The sequence below is a fragment of the Plastoroseomonas hellenica genome, from assembly GCF_018129085.1.
GTDB classification, from domain to species: domain Bacteria; phylum Pseudomonadota; class Alphaproteobacteria; order Acetobacterales; family Acetobacteraceae; genus Plastoroseomonas; species Plastoroseomonas hellenica.
The window spans coordinates 74996-93106 of record NZ_JAAGBB010000004.1 but is presented as its reverse complement, the minus strand read 5'-3'; the positions used below and the strand labels follow the sequence as shown (position 1 = coordinate 93106).

The 18111-nt window shown below is 69.4% G+C and carries 16 protein-coding genes; 8 read left to right on the top strand and 8 right to left on the bottom strand.

Going from position 1 to position 18111, the window contains the following annotated elements; genetic code table 11:
* Nucleotides 1-80 precede the first annotated feature (80 nt).
* The 7 genes from GXW71_RS04430 (at nucleotide 81) to GXW71_RS04400 (ending at nucleotide 10372) form a co-directional block, all read left to right on the top strand.
* Nucleotides 81-524, top strand: a complete 444-nt coding sequence (locus GXW71_RS04430; RefSeq protein WP_211851192.1) for a MarR family winged helix-turn-helix transcriptional regulator — start codon at nucleotides 81-83, stop codon at nucleotides 522-524.
* Nucleotides 525-591: 67 nt separating this feature from the next.
* Nucleotides 592-1455 (top strand): FAD binding domain-containing protein, encoded by an 864-nt coding sequence (locus tag GXW71_RS04425; RefSeq protein ID WP_211851191.1) that lies wholly within the window; start codon nucleotides 592-594, stop codon nucleotides 1453-1455.
* Nucleotides 1452-4127 (top strand): molybdopterin-dependent oxidoreductase, encoded by a 2676-nt coding sequence (locus GXW71_RS04420; RefSeq protein WP_211851190.1) that lies wholly within the window; start codon nucleotides 1452-1454, stop codon nucleotides 4125-4127. Before GXW71_RS04425 ends, GXW71_RS04420 begins: the two co-directional genes overlap by 4 nt.
* Nucleotides 4124-5602, top strand: a complete 1479-nt coding sequence (locus tag GXW71_RS04415) for a 6-hydroxynicotinate reductase (protein WP_211851189.1) — start codon at nucleotides 4124-4126, stop codon at nucleotides 5600-5602. The genes GXW71_RS04420 and GXW71_RS04415 overlap by 4 nt, the downstream gene beginning before the upstream one ends.
* Complete coding sequence (locus GXW71_RS04410) at nucleotides 5587-6459, top strand: UPF0280 family protein (RefSeq protein ID WP_367617248.1); 873 nt, start codon at nucleotides 5587-5589, stop codon at nucleotides 6457-6459. Before GXW71_RS04415 ends, GXW71_RS04410 begins: the two co-directional genes overlap by 16 nt.
* A gap of 1567 nt (nucleotides 6460-8026) precedes the next feature.
* Entirely contained in the window at nucleotides 8027-9127 is a 1101-nt protein-coding gene (locus tag GXW71_RS04405) for a DUF3658 domain-containing protein (protein ID WP_211851188.1), read from the top strand.
* Nucleotides 9128-9280: 153 nt separating this feature from the next.
* A complete protein-coding gene (locus tag GXW71_RS04400; RefSeq protein WP_211851187.1) occupies nucleotides 9281-10372 on the top strand; it encodes a DUF3658 domain-containing protein in 1092 nt (363 codons plus the stop codon).
* A 53-nt stretch (nucleotides 10373-10425) separates the two neighbouring features.
* On the opposite strand, the gene GXW71_RS04395 is transcribed toward GXW71_RS04400, so the two are convergent.
* From GXW71_RS04395 to GXW71_RS04360, 8 genes are all read right to left on the bottom strand, one after another.
* Entirely contained in the window at nucleotides 10426-10563 is a 138-nt protein-coding gene (locus tag GXW71_RS04395) for a hypothetical protein (protein WP_211851186.1), read from the bottom strand.
* A 2-nt stretch (nucleotides 10564-10565) separates the two neighbouring features.
* Nucleotides 10566-10706, bottom strand: coding sequence for a hypothetical protein (locus tag GXW71_RS04390; protein WP_211851185.1), 141 nt, complete (start codon nucleotides 10704-10706; stop codon nucleotides 10566-10568).
* Nucleotides 10707-10962: 256 nt separating this feature from the next.
* Nucleotides 10963-11664, bottom strand: a complete 702-nt coding sequence (locus tag GXW71_RS04385) for an ABC transporter ATP-binding protein (protein ID WP_211851184.1) — start codon at nucleotides 11662-11664, stop codon at nucleotides 10963-10965.
* A complete protein-coding gene (locus tag GXW71_RS04380) occupies nucleotides 11664-12419 on the bottom strand; it encodes an ABC transporter ATP-binding protein (RefSeq protein ID WP_211851183.1) in 756 nt (251 codons plus the stop codon). Before GXW71_RS04380 ends, GXW71_RS04385 begins: the two co-directional genes overlap by 1 nt.
* Entirely contained in the window at nucleotides 12416-14269 is a 1854-nt protein-coding gene (locus tag GXW71_RS04375; RefSeq protein ID WP_211851182.1) for an ABC transporter permease, read from the bottom strand. Before GXW71_RS04375 ends, GXW71_RS04380 begins: the two co-directional genes overlap by 4 nt.
* Nucleotides 14270-14318: 49 nt before the next feature.
* Nucleotides 14319-15536 carry an ABC transporter substrate-binding protein gene (locus tag GXW71_RS04370; RefSeq protein WP_211851181.1) on the bottom strand — a complete coding sequence of 406 codons (1218 nt, stop codon included), beginning with the start codon at nucleotides 15534-15536 and terminating at the stop codon, nucleotides 14319-14321.
* A gap of 57 nt (nucleotides 15537-15593) precedes the next feature.
* Nucleotides 15594-16520, bottom strand: coding sequence for an allantoinase PuuE (locus GXW71_RS04365; protein WP_211851180.1), 927 nt, complete (start codon nucleotides 16518-16520; stop codon nucleotides 15594-15596).
* An 11-nt stretch (nucleotides 16521-16531) separates the two neighbouring features.
* Nucleotides 16532-17005, bottom strand: coding sequence for an ureidoglycolate lyase (locus GXW71_RS04360; protein WP_211851179.1), 474 nt, complete (start codon nucleotides 17003-17005; stop codon nucleotides 16532-16534).
* A 182-nt stretch (nucleotides 17006-17187) separates the two neighbouring features.
* Between GXW71_RS04360 and GXW71_RS04355 the strand changes: the two genes are divergently transcribed.
* Nucleotides 17188-18003: an urease accessory protein UreD gene (locus GXW71_RS04355; protein ID WP_211851178.1), complete on the top strand. Its 816-nt coding sequence runs from the start codon at nucleotides 17188-17190 to the stop codon at nucleotides 18001-18003.
* Nucleotides 18004-18111: the final 108 nt, after the last annotated feature.

Sequence of the window (18111 nt, the reverse complement as noted above, 5' to 3'; positions counted from 1 at the left end):
CTCCCTCTGCTCACCGAAGCCTAGCGCCGCTCCCGCTCGTGAGCCTAGAAACGAATTACGGCGCCAGGAAAGGGCAGGGGATGTCGCGGCGTAAGCAGCCGGAGCCGCCGGAGGATTACGTGCTGGAGGACCAAGCCGGCCATCTGCTGCGCCGCGCCCAGCAGCGGCATCTGGCGCTGTTCCAGGGCATCTTCGGCGAGGACCAGCCGACCGCCATGCAGTTCGCCGCCCTCTTCACGCTGTGGCGGAACGGGCCCCTGTCGCAGAACCTGCTCGGGCGCCTGCTGGCCATGGATCCGCCAACGGTGAAGGGCGTCGTCGCCCGGCTGGAAGCGCGCGGCTATGTCACGCGCAAGCGCGATGCCGGCGATGCCCGGCTGCTGCGCATCACGCTCACGCCGGCGGCATTGCACGACCTGCCGGGGCTGGTCGAGCGCGCCCGCGCGGTGACCGCGGCGACCCTCGCACCGCTCTCGCGGGAGGAGCAGGCGCGCTTCGTCGCCCTGCTGCGGCGGCTTGGTTGACGATTGGCGTTGAACCGGGCGCTGGCAGTCCCTAGCATCGTTAGCCTGACAACGATCGAGGCGGGTCATGGGACGCTGGCTGCGGCCGCGAAGCATGCAGGAGGCGCTGGCGCTGCTGGCCGCCGATCCGGCCCTGATGCCCTTCGCCGGCGGCACCGACCTCTACCCCACCCAGGCCGCCCGCTTCGCCTGGGGGCAGGAATTCCCGGATGCGATGCTGGATCTCGGCGCCCTGCCGGGCCTCGCGGCGATCGAGGAGGCATCGGACCACTGGCGCATCGGCGCCCGTGTCACCTGGGCGGCGCTGCGCGACGCCGCGCTGCCGCCGGAATTCGACGCGCTCCGCGCCGCGGCGCGGGAGGTGGGCGGGGCGCAGATCCAGAACCGCGGCACCATCGCCGGCAACCTCTGCAATGCGAGCCCAGCCGCCGACGGCGTGCCGCCGCTGCTGGCGCTCGATGCCGAGGTCGAGCTGGCGAGCCTGCGCGGCCTGCGGCGTCTCTGCCTTCCGGACTTCATCCTTGGCAACCGCCGCACCGCCCGCGCGGCGGATGAGCTGGTGACGGCGGTGCTGGTGCCAAAGCAGGGCGACGCGCGCCGCAGCGGCTTCGAGAAGCTGGGGGCGCGGCGCTACCTCGTCATTTCCATCGTCATGGCAGCGGCCACGCTGCGGCTGGAGCAGGGCCGCATCGCGGCGGCGGCGGTCGCGGTCGGTGCCTGCTCCCCGGTCGCGCGGCGGCTGCCGGCCCTGGAAGCGGCGCTGCGCGGCACCCGGCCCGGCGAGCTCGTGGTGACACCGACGCATCTCGCGGGCCTGGCGCCGATCGACGACCCACGCGCCTCGGCTGCCTATCGGGAGGAGGCGGCGCTGGTCGTGCTGCAGCGCCTGCTGGCTCGGCTCGGCGATGCAGCAGGGGTACAGGCGGCATGATCCTCACTGTCAACGGCGTCGAGACGCGCTGCGACAGCCCGCCCGAGACGCGGCTCTCCGCGGTGCTGCGCGACACGCTGGGCCTGACGGGGACCAAAATCGGCTGCGATGCCGGCGATTGCGGCGCCTGCACCGTGCTGCTCGACGGCGCCCAGGTCTGCGCCTGCCTGGTGCCCGCGGCGCAGGCGGAAGGCTGCGCGGTCCGGACCGTGGAGGGGCTGGCGGAGGATCCGCTTGGTGCCGCCCTGCAGCGCGCCTTCCTCCATCACGGCGCGGCGCAATGCGGCATCTGCACGCCCGGCATGCTGATGGCGGCAATGGAATTGCTGGCGCGCGATCCCACGCCGTCCCGGGCGGCGGTGCAGGATGCGATCGGTGGCGTGCTCTGCCGCTGCACCGGCTACCTCAAGATCATCGATGCGATCTGCGACGCGCATCGCTTCCGCGCGCCCGTCGCGGCGCCGGGGGACGCGGTCGGGGCGCGGCTGCCGCGGCTGGATGGTGCCGCCAAGGTCGCGGGCTTCGACCGCTACGGCGCCGATGCCGCGCCAGCGGATGCGCTCTGGCTGCGGCCGGTGCGCTCCCCGCATGCGCATGCGCGCTTCACGCTCGGCGATGTGACGCCGCTGCTCGCCGCCCATCCCGGGCTGCTCCGCGTGCTGACCGCGCGCGACGTGCCGGGCGCCAACAGCTTCGGCATCTACCCTGATATCAAGGACCAGCCGGTCTTCGCCGATGGCTATGTGCGCTATCGCGGCGACTGCCTGCTGGCGTTGCTCGGCACGCGGGAGGCGGTGGAAGCAGTGCGCTTCAACGCGCTGCCGATCGCCTGGGAAATGCTGCCGCCGCTCGATGTCGCCGCGGCGCTGGCACCGGGGGCGCCGGACCTGCACGGCTTCCGCCCCGGCAATGTGCTGACCACCGGCCGCCTCCATTGCGAGCGCGCGGCGCCGGCGGAGGTGCATGTCGCGGCCGGCGCTTTCGAGACCGGCTTCGTCGAGCATGCCTATATCGAGCCTGAGGCCGGCTATGCCGCGCGCATCGGCGATGCCATCGAGGTCTTCGCCTGCACCCAGGCGCCCTATATGGACCGGGAGGAAGTGGCGCGCGTGCTCGGCCTGCCGCAGGAGAGCGTACGCATCATCCCCTCGGCCTGCGGTGGCGGCTTCGGCGGCAAGCTCGATGTCTCGATCCAGCCGATGATTGCGATTGCCGCCTGGATCACCGGGCAGCCGGTGCGCGCTATCTGGACCCGCACCGAGAGCATGGCGAGCAGCACCAAACGCCACCCTGCACGCATCGCGGCACGCGCCGCCTGCGATGCGGAGGGGCGGCTGGTCAGCCTCGATTTCGATGGTGACTTCGACACCGGGGCCTATGCGAGCTGGGGCCCGACCGTCGCCGGCCGCGTGCCGGTGCATGCGAGCGGCCCCTATCGCGTGCCGCGCGTCCGCGCCGTCGCGCGGGCGGTCTATACCAACAACCCGCCCTCCGGCGCCTTCCGCGGCTTCGGCGTGCCGCAGGCGGCGATCGCGCAGGAAGCGCTCTATGACGCGCTGGCCGACCAGGCCGGCATCGACAGGCTGGAGTTCCGGGCGCTGAACGCGCTTCGCGCCGGCGACACGACCGCGACCGGCCAGGTGATCGCGCATTCGGCAGGGCTGTCCGCCTGCCTCGATGCGCTGCGGCCGCATTGGCGTACGCTGCGGACGGAAGCGGCGGCGTTCAACGCGCAGGGTGGCGCCATCCGCCGCGGCACCGGCATTGCCTGCATGTGGTACGGCATCGGCAATACCGGCATGTCGAACCCGTCCACCATGCGTATCAGCCTCGACCCCGACGGGCGGCTCACCTTCTGGAACGGCGCCGTCGATATCGGCCAGGGCAGTACCACGGTGTTGGCGCAGATCGCGGCGGAGGCGCTCGGCCTGCCGGTCGCGGTTTTCGCCCTGGTGCTCGGCGACACCGCGCTGACCGCGGATGCCGGCAAGACCAGCGCCAGCCGGCAGACCTTTGTGAGTGGCCGCGCAGCGCAGGAAGCCGGCGCCGCGCTCCGCGCCACCATCCTGCGGCTGACCAATGCGGGGGCCGATGCAAGGCTGGCGCTGGAGGGCGGGCAGCTCTTCGTCGATGGCGCGCCGGTGGTGCTGAAGGAAGCCTTGGAGGGCATCGGGCAGTTCGATCCGCCGACCGTGCCGCTCGACGCCGATGGGCAGGGCATCCCCTACGCCACCTATGGCTTCGCGGCGCAGATCGCCTCCCTCGATGTCGACACCCGGCTCGGCACTGTGGCGCTGCGGCGGATCGTCGCTGCGCATGATGTGGGACGGGCGGTGAACCCGACCCTGGTCGAAGGCCAGATCCATGGCGGTATCGCCCAGGGCATCGGGCTCGCGCTCATGGAGGAATACATCCCCGGCCGCACCGAGAATCTGCATGACTACCTGATTCCGACCGCCGGCGACGTGCCGCCGATCGACTGCATCCTGATCGAAGATCCGGAGCCGCTCGGCCCCTTCGGCGCCAAGGGCATCGGCGAGCCGGCGCTGGTGCCGACTGCGCCCGCCATCCTCTCCGCGATCCATGACGCGACCGGCGCCCGGCTGCACCGCGTGCCGGCCCTGCCGCACCGTGTGCTGGAGGCGCTGAACCGGCGGGAGATGGACCGATGAACGACCGCACCAGCGTCTTCGGTGCGCGGGAGGAGAACGGCATCGTCCGCTGCGATGCCTGTCCCGTGCTCTGCCGCATCCGCCCCGGCCGCAGCGGCGCCTGCAGCCGCTATGCGAATGAGAACGGCACCCTGGTGCGCACCGATCCGTTGGTGCTGGTGACCCGGACGGCGGAGGCCGGCGGCGCGCTGGTGCCCTTCGCCGCCGGGGCGGAGGATTGGGCTGGCAGCCTGGCGCCAGCGGAGGAGACCTTCGTCACCGCGATCGGCGCCGGCACCACCTATCCGGACTACAAGCCGGCGCCCTTCATCGTGGCGTCGGAGCATGAAGGCGTCGACACCGTCACCGTGGTGACCGAGGGGATCTTCAGCTATTGCGGCCTCAAGGTGAAGATTGACACCGACCGGCATCTGGGGCCGGAGACCGCTGCGGTGCGCCACCACGGCGAGCAGATCGGCCATGTCACCACCGCCGAATACGGCAGCCAGATGCTGAGCCTCGGCGGCGTCAGGCACCTGACCGGCGGATCGAAGAAGGAAGGCAGCACCACCTGCGCGGCGATGCTGGCGCTCTGCGACAAGCAGGCGATCGAGGTGACGATCGATGGCGGCGCGACGCTGACGATCCAGGCCGGTGCCGCGCCGATCGTGAACGGAAGGCCGGAGGAGCGGATGCGGGTCGGCTGCGGCAGCGCGACCGTCGGTATTTTTGCCCAGCAGTGGCAGGGGCATGTGGATGAGGTGATCGTGGTCGACGACCATATCACCGGTGTGCTGAGCGAGCACCAGGCCGGCGCCTGCCTCGACATGCGCCGCACCGGCATCAGGGTGCGTGGCCGCCGCTCCACCCCCGGCCGCTATTTCCAGGTGGCGCATCCCGGCACCGGCTGGGGCGGCACCGACATCAGTGACCCGCTCTCGATCATCGAGAGTGTCGACCCCAAGCTCGCCTGGCCTGGGCTCCGGCTGCTGCTGACCAGCACGACGGGGGAGGACGCGCTCTATTGCGTACTGGACGAGGAACTGCGGCCAGTCCCGGTGCCGATGCCGGCGGCGGTCGCCGCGACCATTGCCCGCATCGGGGAGAATTGTGAGCCGGCGCTGACCTCCATCCTGTTCATGGCCGGCGCCGGCGGGTCCTTGCGCGCCGGCGTTACCGAGAACCCGATTCTGCTGACCCGCGGCGTGCGCGACGCGCTGGTGCGGGTGACCATGGGCGGCGCGCCCTGCATGCTCTGGCCAGGCGGGGGCATCACCATCATGGCCGATGTGCTGCGCCTGCCGGCGCGCGCTTTCGGTTATGTGCCGACGCCGGCGCTGGTGGCGCCGATCGAATTCACCATGCGCGCCGATCTCTATGCTATGCTCGGCGGGCATGTGGAGCAGGCGATTCCGCTGGCGCGGCTCTTGGCTGAGCATGGCGGCGGCGCCCGGCGAGAGGCTCCGCATCCGGAGAACCCCTGGCCCAGGCCCTGATCCTTTCCGACGGCCGGCTGCACCTGAGCGACGGGCCGAGTGATCTGGTCATCGGCGTCGATGCACCGGAGGCGGCGCGGCAGGCTGCCTATGCGCGGGCGGAGCGCGCCTTCACCGGCCTGATCGCGGCCCTGGCGGAGGAGTTACCGGCGCTCCGCGCGCCGGCGGGCACCGCCGAGCTGCAGCACCCGGTGGCGCAGCGCATGGCGCAGGCGGTGCGGCCGCATGCGTCCGTCTTCATCACGCCCATGGCCGCCGTGGCCGGCGCGGTCGCGGAACATGTGCTGGCCGCCATCGCGGAGGATCCGGCGATCCGACGCGCGCATGTGAACAATGGCGGCGACATCGCCCTGCATCTCGCGGAGGGCGAGAGCCTGCGGATCGGGCTGGTGCGTTCCCTTTCGCGCGCCACGCCGGAGGGCAGCGTGACCATCGCCAGCCACATGCCGGTGCGCGGCATCGCGACCAGCGGCTGGCCGGGGCGCAGCTTCTCCCGCGGCATTGCCGATGCGGTGACGGTGTTGGCGGCACGCGCCGCCGACGCCGATGCGGCGGCGACCGTCATCGCCAATGCCGTGGATGTGGATCATCCCGCGATCCGGCGCGCCCCGGCGCGCAGCCTCGATCCCGACAGCGACCTCGGCGACATCCTGGTCACGACCGGTGTCGGGCCGCTGCCGGATGCGGTGGTGGCGGAGGCGCTGAAGGCGGGCGCGGCGGTCGCGGCGCGGCTCCGGCGGGAAGGGCTGATCACCGCGGCGCTGCTGGCGATAGGGGATGAGATCCGCGTGGTGTCAGACGGAAAGATATTGCTCCCGCATTTCGGCCGCCCCCATCAGCGCGGCGAGGGTGCCTGACCCGCGGATCCGCCCCTTCTCGATAATCACGGCGCCAGCCCTTCCGAGGGCTCGCATGATCCGTAGCGAATAACCTGCACAATCTCCGCACCACGCCTGCACCTTTCGGCTTGCATGCCTTCCATCAGCTCTGGATAGCCGCTGACATGAAGGGCCCGAAGGTAGGCGCTGCCGACAGTCTCTCTACGGATACCGAGGTCGTCGGTGCACCGAACTGCATCGGTGCAGTGCGGCGGATTCCTGCCTGACACCCGGACCCTTCGCCACAATTCGGAGTCCGGAGATGCGCATTCCCAGTGAACCCGCCGGCCTGCCGTCCGGCGAGGACGACGACGCTCGCCTGTTGCGTCGAATAGAGCAGGAAGCGGACGCGAGTAGCGGCGCGAGCGCCCGCTTGCTGCGAAGGGCCAGGTCGCATGCGCTGCACCAAATCTCCGGCCTGAGTGAACCATCCTCATTCTTCTTGAGTCAGCCTACCCAACGGCGCGAGACCGAATGGGAGTTGGGCCAATGAAGGGCCTGCTGTCGGAGGACGCCTTCGAAGAGCCGCGCCGCACCCCCTTCGATGATTGGGATGATGGGCTGCTGGCGCGATGGTTGCCAAGGCCAGCGGTATACCTCACTCCGATGATCGGGCGTCTCGGTAGCTCCGCTATGCAGGTGCTGCTCGAGCCCCCCTCTTCGCCTGTCAGTCAGGTCAATGGCCGACGCCGTCTGCCGCAAGGACCGGGCGGGGCCATCGTCGGGGGAGGCGAGGCCGCCGCGACGCAAGCTGGAGACGCGGCGACGTCTGCGGCGGGCAGGGTGCCAGCCGCACTCCAGCAGGCAGGCGAGGCTGCAACGGAACTGGCGCGGGCGGCTCCTGCCGGAGCCAGAGCAACGGTGCCCACGGAAGCGGTGCGATTTACCGGATGGCAGCCGGCGGAGGCGGCACCTCAGAGAGTCCAGCAAAGTGGCAATGAAGACATCATCCCCGCCGCAGCGGGGGAACTGAGATGTCAGGGATGTGGTGCCAGTCGTCATCGTAACGGTATGACGGGAGCGTTCTCTGTGGAAGGCAGAACACTTTGCCGGGATTGTGCTGTAAAAGCGTTGGAAATCCTAGGTCGGCCGGGGGCTGTGCAGGCTCGTCGTCTCCGGGAGCACGAGCTGGAGCCACTGCGGCCACTGCGGTGACAATAGCCGCCGTCTCATGATCGCCGCCTCGCGCGGAGGTTCGGCCGCGTAAGCCGTCTGCCGCGGCCGATCGAGCGGCTCGGCGACAACAGCAGCCCTATGTCGCCTCCAATACAAGGACCTTCGCCCAGACTATCGGCTTGCTGTCGAAGCCCGCTCCGCTCGAGGCCCGCGAAGCAATGGCATGGCCGAGGCGTTCCAAGCACGGCTATGTCCGCCTCCGCGGGGCTGCGCCCGGACTGTGCTCCGCCCATAGCCACCTGGTTCACCCACGACAATAAGGTCCGCCCCATCGCGCCGCGGGATACAGGCCCCTCCGGCAATTCTTCCGTGCTATACTGCCAGTCTGACTTGCCCGATTTTCGGGGGCAAGAACAACGGGATCAAGGGCATGCCGAGAGAGGATTTCGTCGGTCGCTGGATTGCCGGAAGCGACTGGAACTGGGGCGAAACAGAAACGATTGAGATCGAGATCGTCGGCGGGCTCCTGGTCGTCCGTGCCATCGACGACTCCAATGGCGAGTTGGCCGATATCCGGGATCTGCAATATGGCGAGGACGAGGTCCGTTTCGCTGCCCATTGGCTATCCAGGCAACCCACCCTCTATCACCTGTTGCGGTCCGACGAACGGCTCGTCGTCCATCGCAAGTTTTCCGAGACCGAGTGTCTCACGCGGGATGTGAACGCCGACGGGACGCAGAAATGGTGCAGCGGCGTGCTGCATATCGCGCCCGGCCCCTCGGCCGCCGGGGCGCTGCGCGCGGCGGTTCGTTCGAGCGGACGCACTGATCGGGTGCTCGGCTTCCAGGACGACCTCAGCTGCGGCCCCATCGATTCCGAGGATGACTCGCAGCGGGCGCGCTGGTGGGCGTCGGTACACGATGACCCCGACATCGAAAGCGATATCGACGACTTCTGGGGGCGGGTTGCGTCGACCCCCGACCGGCTCATCGTCTGGTTCGCACGCCACAGCGCCTCCGAGCACGCCTTCTTCCTGGCGCTGGCGGATCGGCTCGGCGACCGCCCCTACGACATCATCGACGTCACCGGGCTGCGGATACCCATAACGCGACCCGGCAGCGAACCGGAATTGTCACCCCCGAAACAGGCCGTCGCCCTCATGGCCGTGGAGGAGCTTGCTTCGCTTTTCGGCACGGAACGCGCGATGACGAGCGAGGATCGGGAAGACGCCGCGCAGCGCTGGCGCCGGCTGCAATCCGAGAACGCGCCGTTCCGCATCGTCACGGATGCAGGTCTCGCATCGGCACCTGCGGATGTCTTCGATGCGTGGATTCTGGAGCAGGCGACCAAGGATTGGCGCGGATCTCTGCGGGTCGTTCACGACGCCATGGGGTACAATGCGGAGCCATATTTCCAGGTCGGAGACGTCATGCTGAGGCGCCGGCTCGCCGCCCTTTGCGAACAGGGCAGGCTCCTGGCCCATGGTGATACCTCGAACATGTGGAGTTGCGAGGTGAGGCTGCCGGATTAGGCAAGGCCGGGCCGCAGAGTCCAACGACATCAGGCTTGCACACGGACAGGGACTGCGCCCGCACCTCGGCGGCCTCCATACCAGGCATCGCAGGCTAGATTGGTAACGGGGCCACATGAACCCGTGACGGGCAACAACAGTGGGATCGAGGGCATGCCGAGAGAGGATTTCGTCGGCCGTTGGATTGCCGAAGACAAATGGCCGAGGACGGCGACGATCGAGATCGAGATCGAGATCGCCGGCGGGCTCCTCGTCGTCCGTGCCATCGATGATTCCACCGGCGAGTTGGCCGATATCCGGGATCTGCAATATGGCGAGGACGGGGTCCGTTTCGCCGCCCATTGGCCATCCAGGCAAGCCACCCTCTATCACCTGCTGCGGTCGGACGAAGGGCTCGCCGTCCATCGCACGCTTTCCGACACCAACTATCTCAGGCGGGATGTGAACGCGGACGGGACGCAGAAATGGCGCAGCGGCGTGCTGCATATCGTGCCCGGCCATGCGGCGACCTGGAGGCTGCGCGCTGCGGTTCGTTCGAGCGGACGCACCGACCAGGTGCTCGGCTTCCTGGACGACCTGAGCGGTGGCCCCATCGATTCCGAAGATGGATCGCAGCGGGCACGCTGGTGGGCGTCGATGCATGATGAGAGCGACATCGATATCGACGATTTCTGGCGGCAGGTTGCGTCGACCCCCGACCGGCTCATCGTCTGGTTCGGGCGCCACAGCGCCTCCGAGCACGCCTTCTTCCTGGCGCTGGCAGACCGGCTCGGCGACCGTCCCTACGACGTCATCGACGTCACCGGGCTGCGGATACCCATGACGCGACCCGGCAGCGAACCGGAATTGTCGCCCCCGGAGCGAGCCGTTTCGCGGATGGGCGGGGAGGCGCTTGCTTCGCTTTTCGGCACGGAACGCGCGATGACGCGCGAGGACCGGAAAGACGCCGCGCAGCGCTGGCGCCGGCTGAAATCCGAGAACGCGCCGTTCCGTATCGTCACGGATGCAGGTCTTGTGTCGGCGCCTGCTGATGTCTTCGATGCGTGGATTCTGGAGCGGGTGACCAAGGATTGGCGTAGATCTGCGCTGGTCGTTTCCGACACCATGTCACACGACGCGGAGCCTTACATCCAGGCTGGAGACGTCATGCTGAGGAGTCGGATCGCTGCCCTTTGCGAACAGGGCAGGCTCCTGGCCCATGGTGACCCCCGCCGGTGGAATTGCGACGTGAGGCTGCCGGATTAGGTGGGCTTCTTCGATGCGGAGGCGCGTCAGTGCGGCCTATTGGCGCCCCCCCCTCAGCCCTTCTTCTTCCTGGCCTCGGCCTGGCTCTGCGCATCCGCCAGCCCCTTGCCCATCATCAGCCCCAACTCGCCCGGGCGGTCGCTGTAGCTGCGCATGGTGCGGTAGGGGATGGCGGTGATCTCGGCGATCACGTTCAGCTTCGAGGCGACGTCGAGTCCGCTGAACCGGCCGGCGCCGGCCGGCGCTCGAACAGCGCGGCGACCGCCTGCACGGTGCGCGGCGGGATGACGCCCAGCACCCGGACATGCTCCGGGGTGATCTCGGTGGCGCGCAACGCCCGCTCCGCCATCGGATCGGGGCTTGCCGCCGCAGCCTGCGCGACGTCGCGGTCAGGTCGCGGGCATCGAAATCCAGCTCGGCGCCATTGTCCTGCTCGATGAAGACCCGGTCGCCGTCGCATTCCACGACCCGGCCGCTGCGGCGGCCATCCCGGTGGTAAACCCGCTGCCCGACCGAAAACATGGGCCTGGCCCTCCATCCGGGGCCTCTATGGCACGAAAGCCCGGCGGCGGATGTGACATCGCGTGGACTCAAACGGAGAGGTACTGCTCTCGCACTTCGGCTGCGTCCATCAACGCCGCCAGGCTGCCGGACCAGCGGATGCGGCCCTTTTCGATAATCACGGCGCGGTCGGAGACCAGGCGCGCGAAGTGCAGGTTCTGCTCCGACAGCAGGATGGAGAGACCCTCCGACTTCAGGGCGCGGATCGCATGCGCCATGCGTTCGATGATCACCGGCGCCAGCCCCTCGGAGGGCTCGTCGAGCAGCACCAGGCGCGGATTGCCCATCAGGGTGCGCGCGATGGTCAGCATCTGCTGTTCGCCGCCGCTCATGCGCCCGCCCGGCCGGTCGCGCATCGCACCGAGGCTCGGGAAGAGCTCGAACAGCCGCTCCGGTGTCCAGGGTGCCAGGCCCTCCCGCGGCTTCTGCCGCCCGACCTCGAGATTCTCCAAGACCGTCAGCTCGGTGAAGATCCGCCGCTCCTCCGGCACATAGCCGAGGCCCGCGCGGGCGATGCGGAAGGGCGGCTGTCCCACGACCTCGGCGTCGAGGAAGCGCACGCTGCCGGCGCTGGGCGGCACCAGCCCCATCACCGCCTTCATCGTCGTGCTCTTGCCGGCGCCATTGCGCCCGAGCAGCACCACCACCTCGCCGGCCCCGACCGTGAAGCCGACATCGTCGAGGATATGCGCGCGGCCGTAATGCGCGGAGAGGCCGGCGACCTGCAGCATCACCCGTGCACCAGCCCGGCGCCGAGATAGACCGCCTGAACCTCCGGATTGGCGCGCACCGCGGGTGGGGCGCCCTCGGCGATCAGCCGGCCACGGTCGAGCACGATGATGCGGTCGGCATGGGCGAAGACCACGTCCATGTCATGCTCCGTGAACAGCACCGCAATGCCGCTCTCCCGCGCGATGCCTGCGGTGAGTTCCATCAGTGCCACGCGCTCGCGCGGCGCCATGCCGGCGGTCGGCTCATCCATCAACAGCAGCCGCGGCGCGTTGGCGAGCGCGATCGCGAGCTCCAGCCGCTTGAGGTCGCCATAGGCGAGGATGGCCGAGACGCGGTCGGCCTGCTCCGCCATGCCGACCCGGGCGAGCAGCGCATCGGCCTCGGCCACGAAAGCATCGGTCGCGGGGCGCCAGAGGTGCAGCAGGCGGCCCGCGTGGGAGAGCAGCGCCATCTGCACATTCTCCCGCACCGTCATCGATCCGAAGGTCGCGGTGATCTGGAAGGTCCGCCCGACGCCCAGGCGCCAGACGCGGCGCGGGACCATGCCGGTGATGTCCCGCCCCAGCAGCCGGACCCGTCCGGCATCGGGGCGGAGCTGGCCGTTCAGCATGTTGAAGCAGGTGCTCTTGCCGGCGCCGTTCGGGCCGATCAGTGCCAGCATTTCCCCGGCATCGACCGCGAAACCCACCCCCTGCACGGCGCGCACGCCACCGAAGGATTTGGCCAGCCCTTCGACCTCCAGCACCACGCTCATGCGCGGCGCCCTTCCCAGAGGCGGCGCACCGCGCCGGCGAGCCCCTGCGGGAAGAACAGCACCAGCGCGATGATCACGCCGCCCATGATCAGCCGCCAGAGATCGCTCGCGCGCATGAGCTGTTCCTGCATGCCGGCGAAGCCGATGGCGCCGAGGATCGGGCCGCTCAACGTCTGCACGCCGCCGAGGAGGACCATCAGCAGCGCGTCGACGCTGCGCGAGATCGCGAGATAGGTCGGGAAGACGCTGCCCTTGGCATAGGCAAAAAGGCCGCCGGCGATCCCTGCCATTGCTGCGGCGAGGGCGAAGGCCAGCCAGCGGATGCGGAAGCCGTCGATGCCGATCGCTTCCGCGCGCAGCGTCGAATCCCGCTGCGCGCGCAGCGCCATGCCGAAGGGCGCCCGCACCACGCGGCGGAGCAGCAAGGTGCCGCCGAGACAGAGCGCGAGCGTCAGGTAGAAATACACCAGCTTCGTATTGGCCCAGGCTGCGGGCCAGACACCGAGGATCCCGTTGTCGCCGCCCGTCACCTCCACCCATTGGAAAGCGACCGACCAGGCGATCTGCGCGAAGGCCAAGGTCAGCATGGCGGCATAGACGCCGGAGAGCCGGACGCAGAACCAGCCGAAAGCGAGGCCGAGCAGCCCGGCGGCCAGCGGCGCGGCCGCGAGCCCGATCCCCATCGGCGCCGCGAGATGCTTGACCAGCAGCGCCGCGCCATAGGCGCCGGCGCCGAAATAGGCGGCGTGCCCGAAGCTCGCCATGCCACCCGGGCCCATGATGAAATGGAGGCTCGCCGCGAAGAGTACGAAGACCGCGAGGTCGACCAGGATCGAGACCTCGTAATCCCGCAGGAAGGGGGGCACCACGATCAGCAGCGCGAGCGCGGCGAAGCCGGCGATGACGAGTGGCCTCGGCGTTGGGCCGACCGGCGGATCGGGCGCGGCGGCGGCCCCGCGCACCGGCGCAGAAGCGCGGCCGAGCAGCCCGTGCGGGCGCACCACCAGCACCACCGCCATCACCAGGAAGACCAGCACCAGGGTGATCTTGGGCAGGATCAGGATGCCGAAGGCGTGCAGCTCCCCGATCAGCAGCGCCGCGAGGAAGGCGCCGCCGAGGGAACCGAGGCCGCCCACCACCACCACCACAAAGGCTTCGGTGATGATCGCGAGGTCCATGTGCAGGTTCACGCTCTCGCGCGGCAATTGCAGCGCGCCGCCGAGGCCGGCGAGCAGGGAGCCCAGGAAGAACACGCCGGTGAACAGCCGCCGCTGGTCGATGCCGAGCGCGCTCACCATTTCCCGATCCTGAGTCGCGGCGCGCACCAGCCTTCCCCAGCGGGTGCGGTGGAACAGCAGCCAGAGCAGGCCGAGCACGACGGGACCGACGCAGATCAGGAACAGCTCGTAGCGCGGGAAGCGCAGGCCCAGCAGGTCCGTGCTGCCGCGCAGCAGCGGTGCGCGGGGACCGAGCAGATCCTGCGGCCCCCAGGCCATCAGCGCCAGGTCCTGCACCACCAGCACGACGCCGAAGGTCGCCAGCAACTGGAACAGCTCCGGCGAGCCGTAGATGCGGCGCAGCAGCAGCATCTCCACGACCATGCCGATCAAGCCGGTGATCAGCGCCGCCAGCAGCACGCCGCCCCAGAAGCCGAACGGCGTGCCCGCCAGCCCTTCCGGCAGCCGCGTCACCAGCGTCCAGCCGAGATAGGCGCCCAGCATGTAGAAGCTGCCATGGGCGAAGTTGACGATGCGGCTGACACCGAAGATCACAGTCAGCCCCGACGCCACCAGGAACAGGGAGGACGCGCTCGCCAGGCCGTTGAGGGCCTGGATCAGCAGATCTTCCATCAGGTCCGCGCGCCCATCTGGCTCGAACCTTCGTCAGTCCGTGCATCCGTCACCCTTGCGGACGCAGGCCCCGCACCACCTCGTCGGCGGGCAGGTAGCGCGCGCCGTCGGCATAGCGCCAGTCGACCATCGTGCCGCGGCCGTTGCGCAGCGCGGTGCGGCCGACATAGGCGCCGAGCGTCGACTGGTGATCGACTGCGCGGAAGGTCACGTCGCCGGTGCCGAAGGCAGTCGGGAAGGAGAGGCCGCGCATCGCCTCCACCATGCCCTCGGTCTCGGTATTCGCGCCGGTCTTGCGCAGCATCGCGGCAATCGCCGAGACCGTGTCATAGGCGACGACGGAGCCGAGGCGCGGCGCCTCGTTCCAGCGTTGGCGGTAGGCGTCGCGGAAGGTGACATGGCCCGGGGTGTTCAGGTCCTCCCAGGGATAGCCGGTGACGATCCAGTTCTCCGGCGCCTCGTCGCCGAGCGGCAGCAGGTACTCCGGCTCCCCGGTCAGCACGGACACCACGCGGCGGCGTTCGAACAGCCCGCGGGTATTGCCCTGGCGCACGAAATTCGTGAGGTCGGCGCCGAAGGTCACGTTGAAGATCGCATCCGGCGTGGTGCTGGCCAGCGCCTGCACGGTGGCGCCGGCATCGATGCGGCCGAGGGCCGGGAACTGATCGCCGACGAACTGCACATCCGGCTTGGCGCGGGTCAGCAGCTCCTTGAACCAGCGCACGGCGCTCTGGCCGTATTCGTAGTTGGGGGCGACGGTCGCCCAGCGCCGTGCCGGGAGCTTGGCCGCCTCCTCCACCAGCATCGCCGCCTGCATGTAGGTCGAGGGGCGGAGGCGGAAGGTGTAGCGGTTGCCCTGCGCCCAGACGAGCGCATCGGTCAGCGGTTCGGACGCGACAAACAGGCGCCGGTTCTGCCTTGCGAAATCGCCGATCGCGAGGCCGACATTGGACAGGAAGCCGCCGGCCAGCAGATGCACGCGTTCGGCGTTCACCAGTTCCCCGGCGTGGCGCACCGCATCCTCGGGACGGCCGGCATCGTCGCGGAACACCGTCTCCAGCCGCCGCCCGTTGATGCCGCCGGCGGCGTTGACCTGCTCGACCGCCAGCACCCAGGCATTGCGGTAGGGCGCGAGGAAGGCCGGCTGCGCGGTGTAGGAGTTGATCTCGCCGATGCGGATCGCCTCGCCCTGCGCGCGGACCAGGCCTGGCGTCGCGAGCAGCGTCGCCCCTGCCAGAATGCCGCGCCGCCCGATCTCCGTCGCCATGAAAGCCCCCGACTGTTGACGCCGCATCGAAACCCGACGCGGCGCAGCATGCAACGCCTATTCGTTGAGTCCAGCGCCGGGATAGGGATGTGTCGCCATCCAGTGCCGTGCGATCTGGGCGCGGCGGCAGATCCAGACATCCTTCTGCGCCATGACATGGTCCAGCAGGCGCTTCAGCCCCATCGCCCGCGCCGGGTGACCGATCAGGCGCATATGCAATCCGACCGACATCATCTTCGGCCGTCCGCGCCGCCCTTCCTCGAGCAACATGTCGAAGGCGTCGCGGATGAAGGAGAACCACTGGTCAGCGGTGCCCATCCATCCCGCATACTTCCCGTCATTGTTGGTCAGGGAATAGGGGATGACGAGTTGCTTCCTGCCCTCGACCGTCAGCCAGAAGGGCAGCTCATCGCCGTAATAGTCGCTGTCGTAGAGGAAGCCGCCTTCCTCCGCCACCAGGCGGCGGGTGTTCTGGGACGGGCCGTAGCGGCAGTACCAGCCATCCGGGCGATGGCCGACCGTCTTCTGCAGGCTCTCGACCGCGCGGCGGATATGTTCGCGTTCCTCGGCCTCGGGCAGCTCGAAATGCTTCACCCAGCGCCAGCCATGGCAGCAGACGTCATAACCCGCGGCACGGATCGCGGCCGCGGCCTCCGGGTTGCGCTCGAGCGCGAGCGCACAACCGAAGACCGTCATCGGCAACCCGCGTTCGGCGAACAGGTCGTGCAGGCGCCAGAAGCCGACCCGGCTGCCATACTCGAACATGCCCTCGGCCGCGAGGTCCCGCCCGGACTTCACCTGGTTGAGGCCATGCGCCTCCGTCAGCCCGTTTTCGGTCACGCCGTCGCCGAGCTCGAAGGAAGGCTCCGAGCCTTCCTCGTAGTTCATCACGAAATTGACCGCGAGCTTCGCGCCGCCCGGCCATTGCGGGTCCGGCGGGTTGCGGCCGTAGCCGATGAAGTCGCGCTTCACCTCATAGGGCATGGGTCCGGTCCTCAAGCCTTGTCGATGACGAATTCAGGCACGGTGACGAATTCCTCGTCGCCCTTGCTGCCGTCGAGCCACATGGCGACAGCGTAGCAGGCCGGGCGCTCCAGCACCGTGAAGGGATGGTGCCAGACATTGGGCGCATAGGTGACACCCTGGCCCGGGGCAGCGAGGAAGGCGCGGGCCCTCGTCATGTCCGGCCCGCCGGCCTCGGCATGGGGTGCCACCACCACGATGCAGGTGCCGCCATCCATCGGGATGAAGGATTGGGCTGAGAATTCATGCCGTTCCAGCAGGTGGGAGGTGATGGGAAGCCGAGCGGGCGCCTTGCGCGTGAAGGAGAGGCTTGGTCGAGCCCCGGACCTGAGGCTGCGATAGGCGCCGTCGATATAGATGCGATCGGGCTCGGCGGGCGCGGCGAGCACATCGCCATAGGGCGCGAAGGCCTCGGCGGTCAGTGGTTCGAGCGTGAGCTTCATCATCACTTCATCCCCGCGTGTCGGCCCGGTCGGACCTGTCGCCGCCAGCATCTCCGTCCTGGCGGAGAAGAGGAAGAGGGAGCAAGCCTGAGAAGGATCGCGCCCACGCACGGAGCAGGTGAGATAGCGCAATGCCTGTTCGGAGGGCGTTTTGTGTCCGGATCGGGTTGTGGCAGCTTCGCCGCGTGCCACCGAACGACGCCCCGACTACGCCATCGCATCAGCGCGCCGCCGGCGAGCTAGAGATCGGCATCGGCCGTGACGGGCTACGCCATCTGTTCCAGGCCGCGCCGCTGCGTGCGCTGTTCCCGACGCCGGAGCCGGGTGAGACGCCGGCCATCGCGATCGTGAACACCGCGGGCGGCCTCGCCGGCGGCGATTCGCTGCGCATCGCGGTCAGTGCGGGGCAGGGGGCGCGGTTCACGCTCAGCACGCCCGCCGCTGAGAAGGTCTATCGCAGCCTCGGCCCCGACAGCAGGCTGCACTGCACGCTCGCGGTGGAGGATGGCGCGGCGCTGGAATGGATCCCGCAGGAGACGATCCTGTTCGACGGCGCCCGCTTCACCCGGCGCATCGATGCGGAACTCGGCCGCGATGCCCGGCTGCTCGCGGCCGAGGCCGTCGTGTTCGGCCGTCCCGCACGTGGCGAGAGCTTCACCCGCGGCCTCTACCGTGATGCCTGGCGCATCCGGCGGCAGGGGCGGCTGCTCTGGGCGGATGGTGTCGCGCTCGACGGCCCGGAGGCGCTCGAGAATCCCTTCGGCTTCGGGGGCGCGCAGGCGATGGCGACGCTGCTGCTGGTGGATGATCGCGCGGAGGCGCTGCTGCCGGCGCTGCGCGAGGCCGGCTGCCCGGTGACCTTGCCGCGTCCCGGCCTGCTGCTGTTGCGCTGGCTCGGCGGCGCCGCTTCGGTACGCGGCTTGCTGGGGGAGGCGATCTGCCGGCTGCGCGCCGTGGCGCTCGGCCTGCCACCGCGACTGCCGCGCCTGTGGACGACATGAGGTTGAGAGCCCGTTTGGAAATGGCCGCGGGGGCTCTGGCGGTCCTTTTCCGCCCCCGCCGCGCCGGCCAGCTTGGTTTGCCGAGCAGCTTCACCCTTGCGGGATCTG

Excerpts from the sequence above, each read along its gene's own strand:
- GXW71_RS04430 (WP_211851192.1), top strand. The coding sequence starts at position 81 with ATGTCGCGGCGTAAGCAGCCGGAGCCGCCGGAGGATTACGTGCTGGAG.
- GXW71_RS04425 (WP_211851191.1), top strand. The coding sequence starts at position 592 with ATGGGACGCTGGCTGCGGCCGCGAAGCATGCAGGAGGCGCTGGCGCTG.
- GXW71_RS04420 (WP_211851190.1), top strand. The coding sequence starts at position 1,452 with ATGATCCTCACTGTCAACGGCGTCGAGACGCGCTGCGACAGCCCGCCC.
- GXW71_RS04415 (WP_211851189.1), top strand. The coding sequence starts at position 4,124 with ATGAACGACCGCACCAGCGTCTTCGGTGCGCGGGAGGAGAACGGCATC.
- GXW71_RS04405 (WP_211851188.1), top strand. The coding sequence starts at position 8,027 with ATGCCGAGAGAGGATTTCGTCGGTCGCTGGATTGCCGGAAGCGACTGG.
- GXW71_RS04400 (WP_211851187.1), top strand. The coding sequence starts at position 9,281 with ATGCCGAGAGAGGATTTCGTCGGCCGTTGGATTGCCGAAGACAAATGG.
- GXW71_RS04385 (WP_211851184.1), bottom strand. The coding sequence starts at position 11,664 with ATGCTGCAGGTCGCCGGCCTCTCCGCGCATTACGGCCGCGCGCATATC.
- GXW71_RS04380 (WP_211851183.1), bottom strand. The coding sequence starts at position 12,419 with ATGAGCGTGGTGCTGGAGGTCGAAGGGCTGGCCAAATCCTTCGGTGGC.
- GXW71_RS04375 (WP_211851182.1), bottom strand. The coding sequence starts at position 14,269 with ATGGAAGATCTGCTGATCCAGGCCCTCAACGGCCTGGCGAGCGCGTCC.
- GXW71_RS04370 (WP_211851181.1), bottom strand. The coding sequence starts at position 15,536 with ATGGCGACGGAGATCGGGCGGCGCGGCATTCTGGCAGGGGCGACGCTG.
- GXW71_RS04365 (WP_211851180.1), bottom strand. The coding sequence starts at position 16,520 with ATGCCCTATGAGGTGAAGCGCGACTTCATCGGCTACGGCCGCAACCCG.
- GXW71_RS04360 (WP_211851179.1), bottom strand. The coding sequence starts at position 17,005 with ATGATGAAGCTCACGCTCGAACCACTGACCGCCGAGGCCTTCGCGCCC.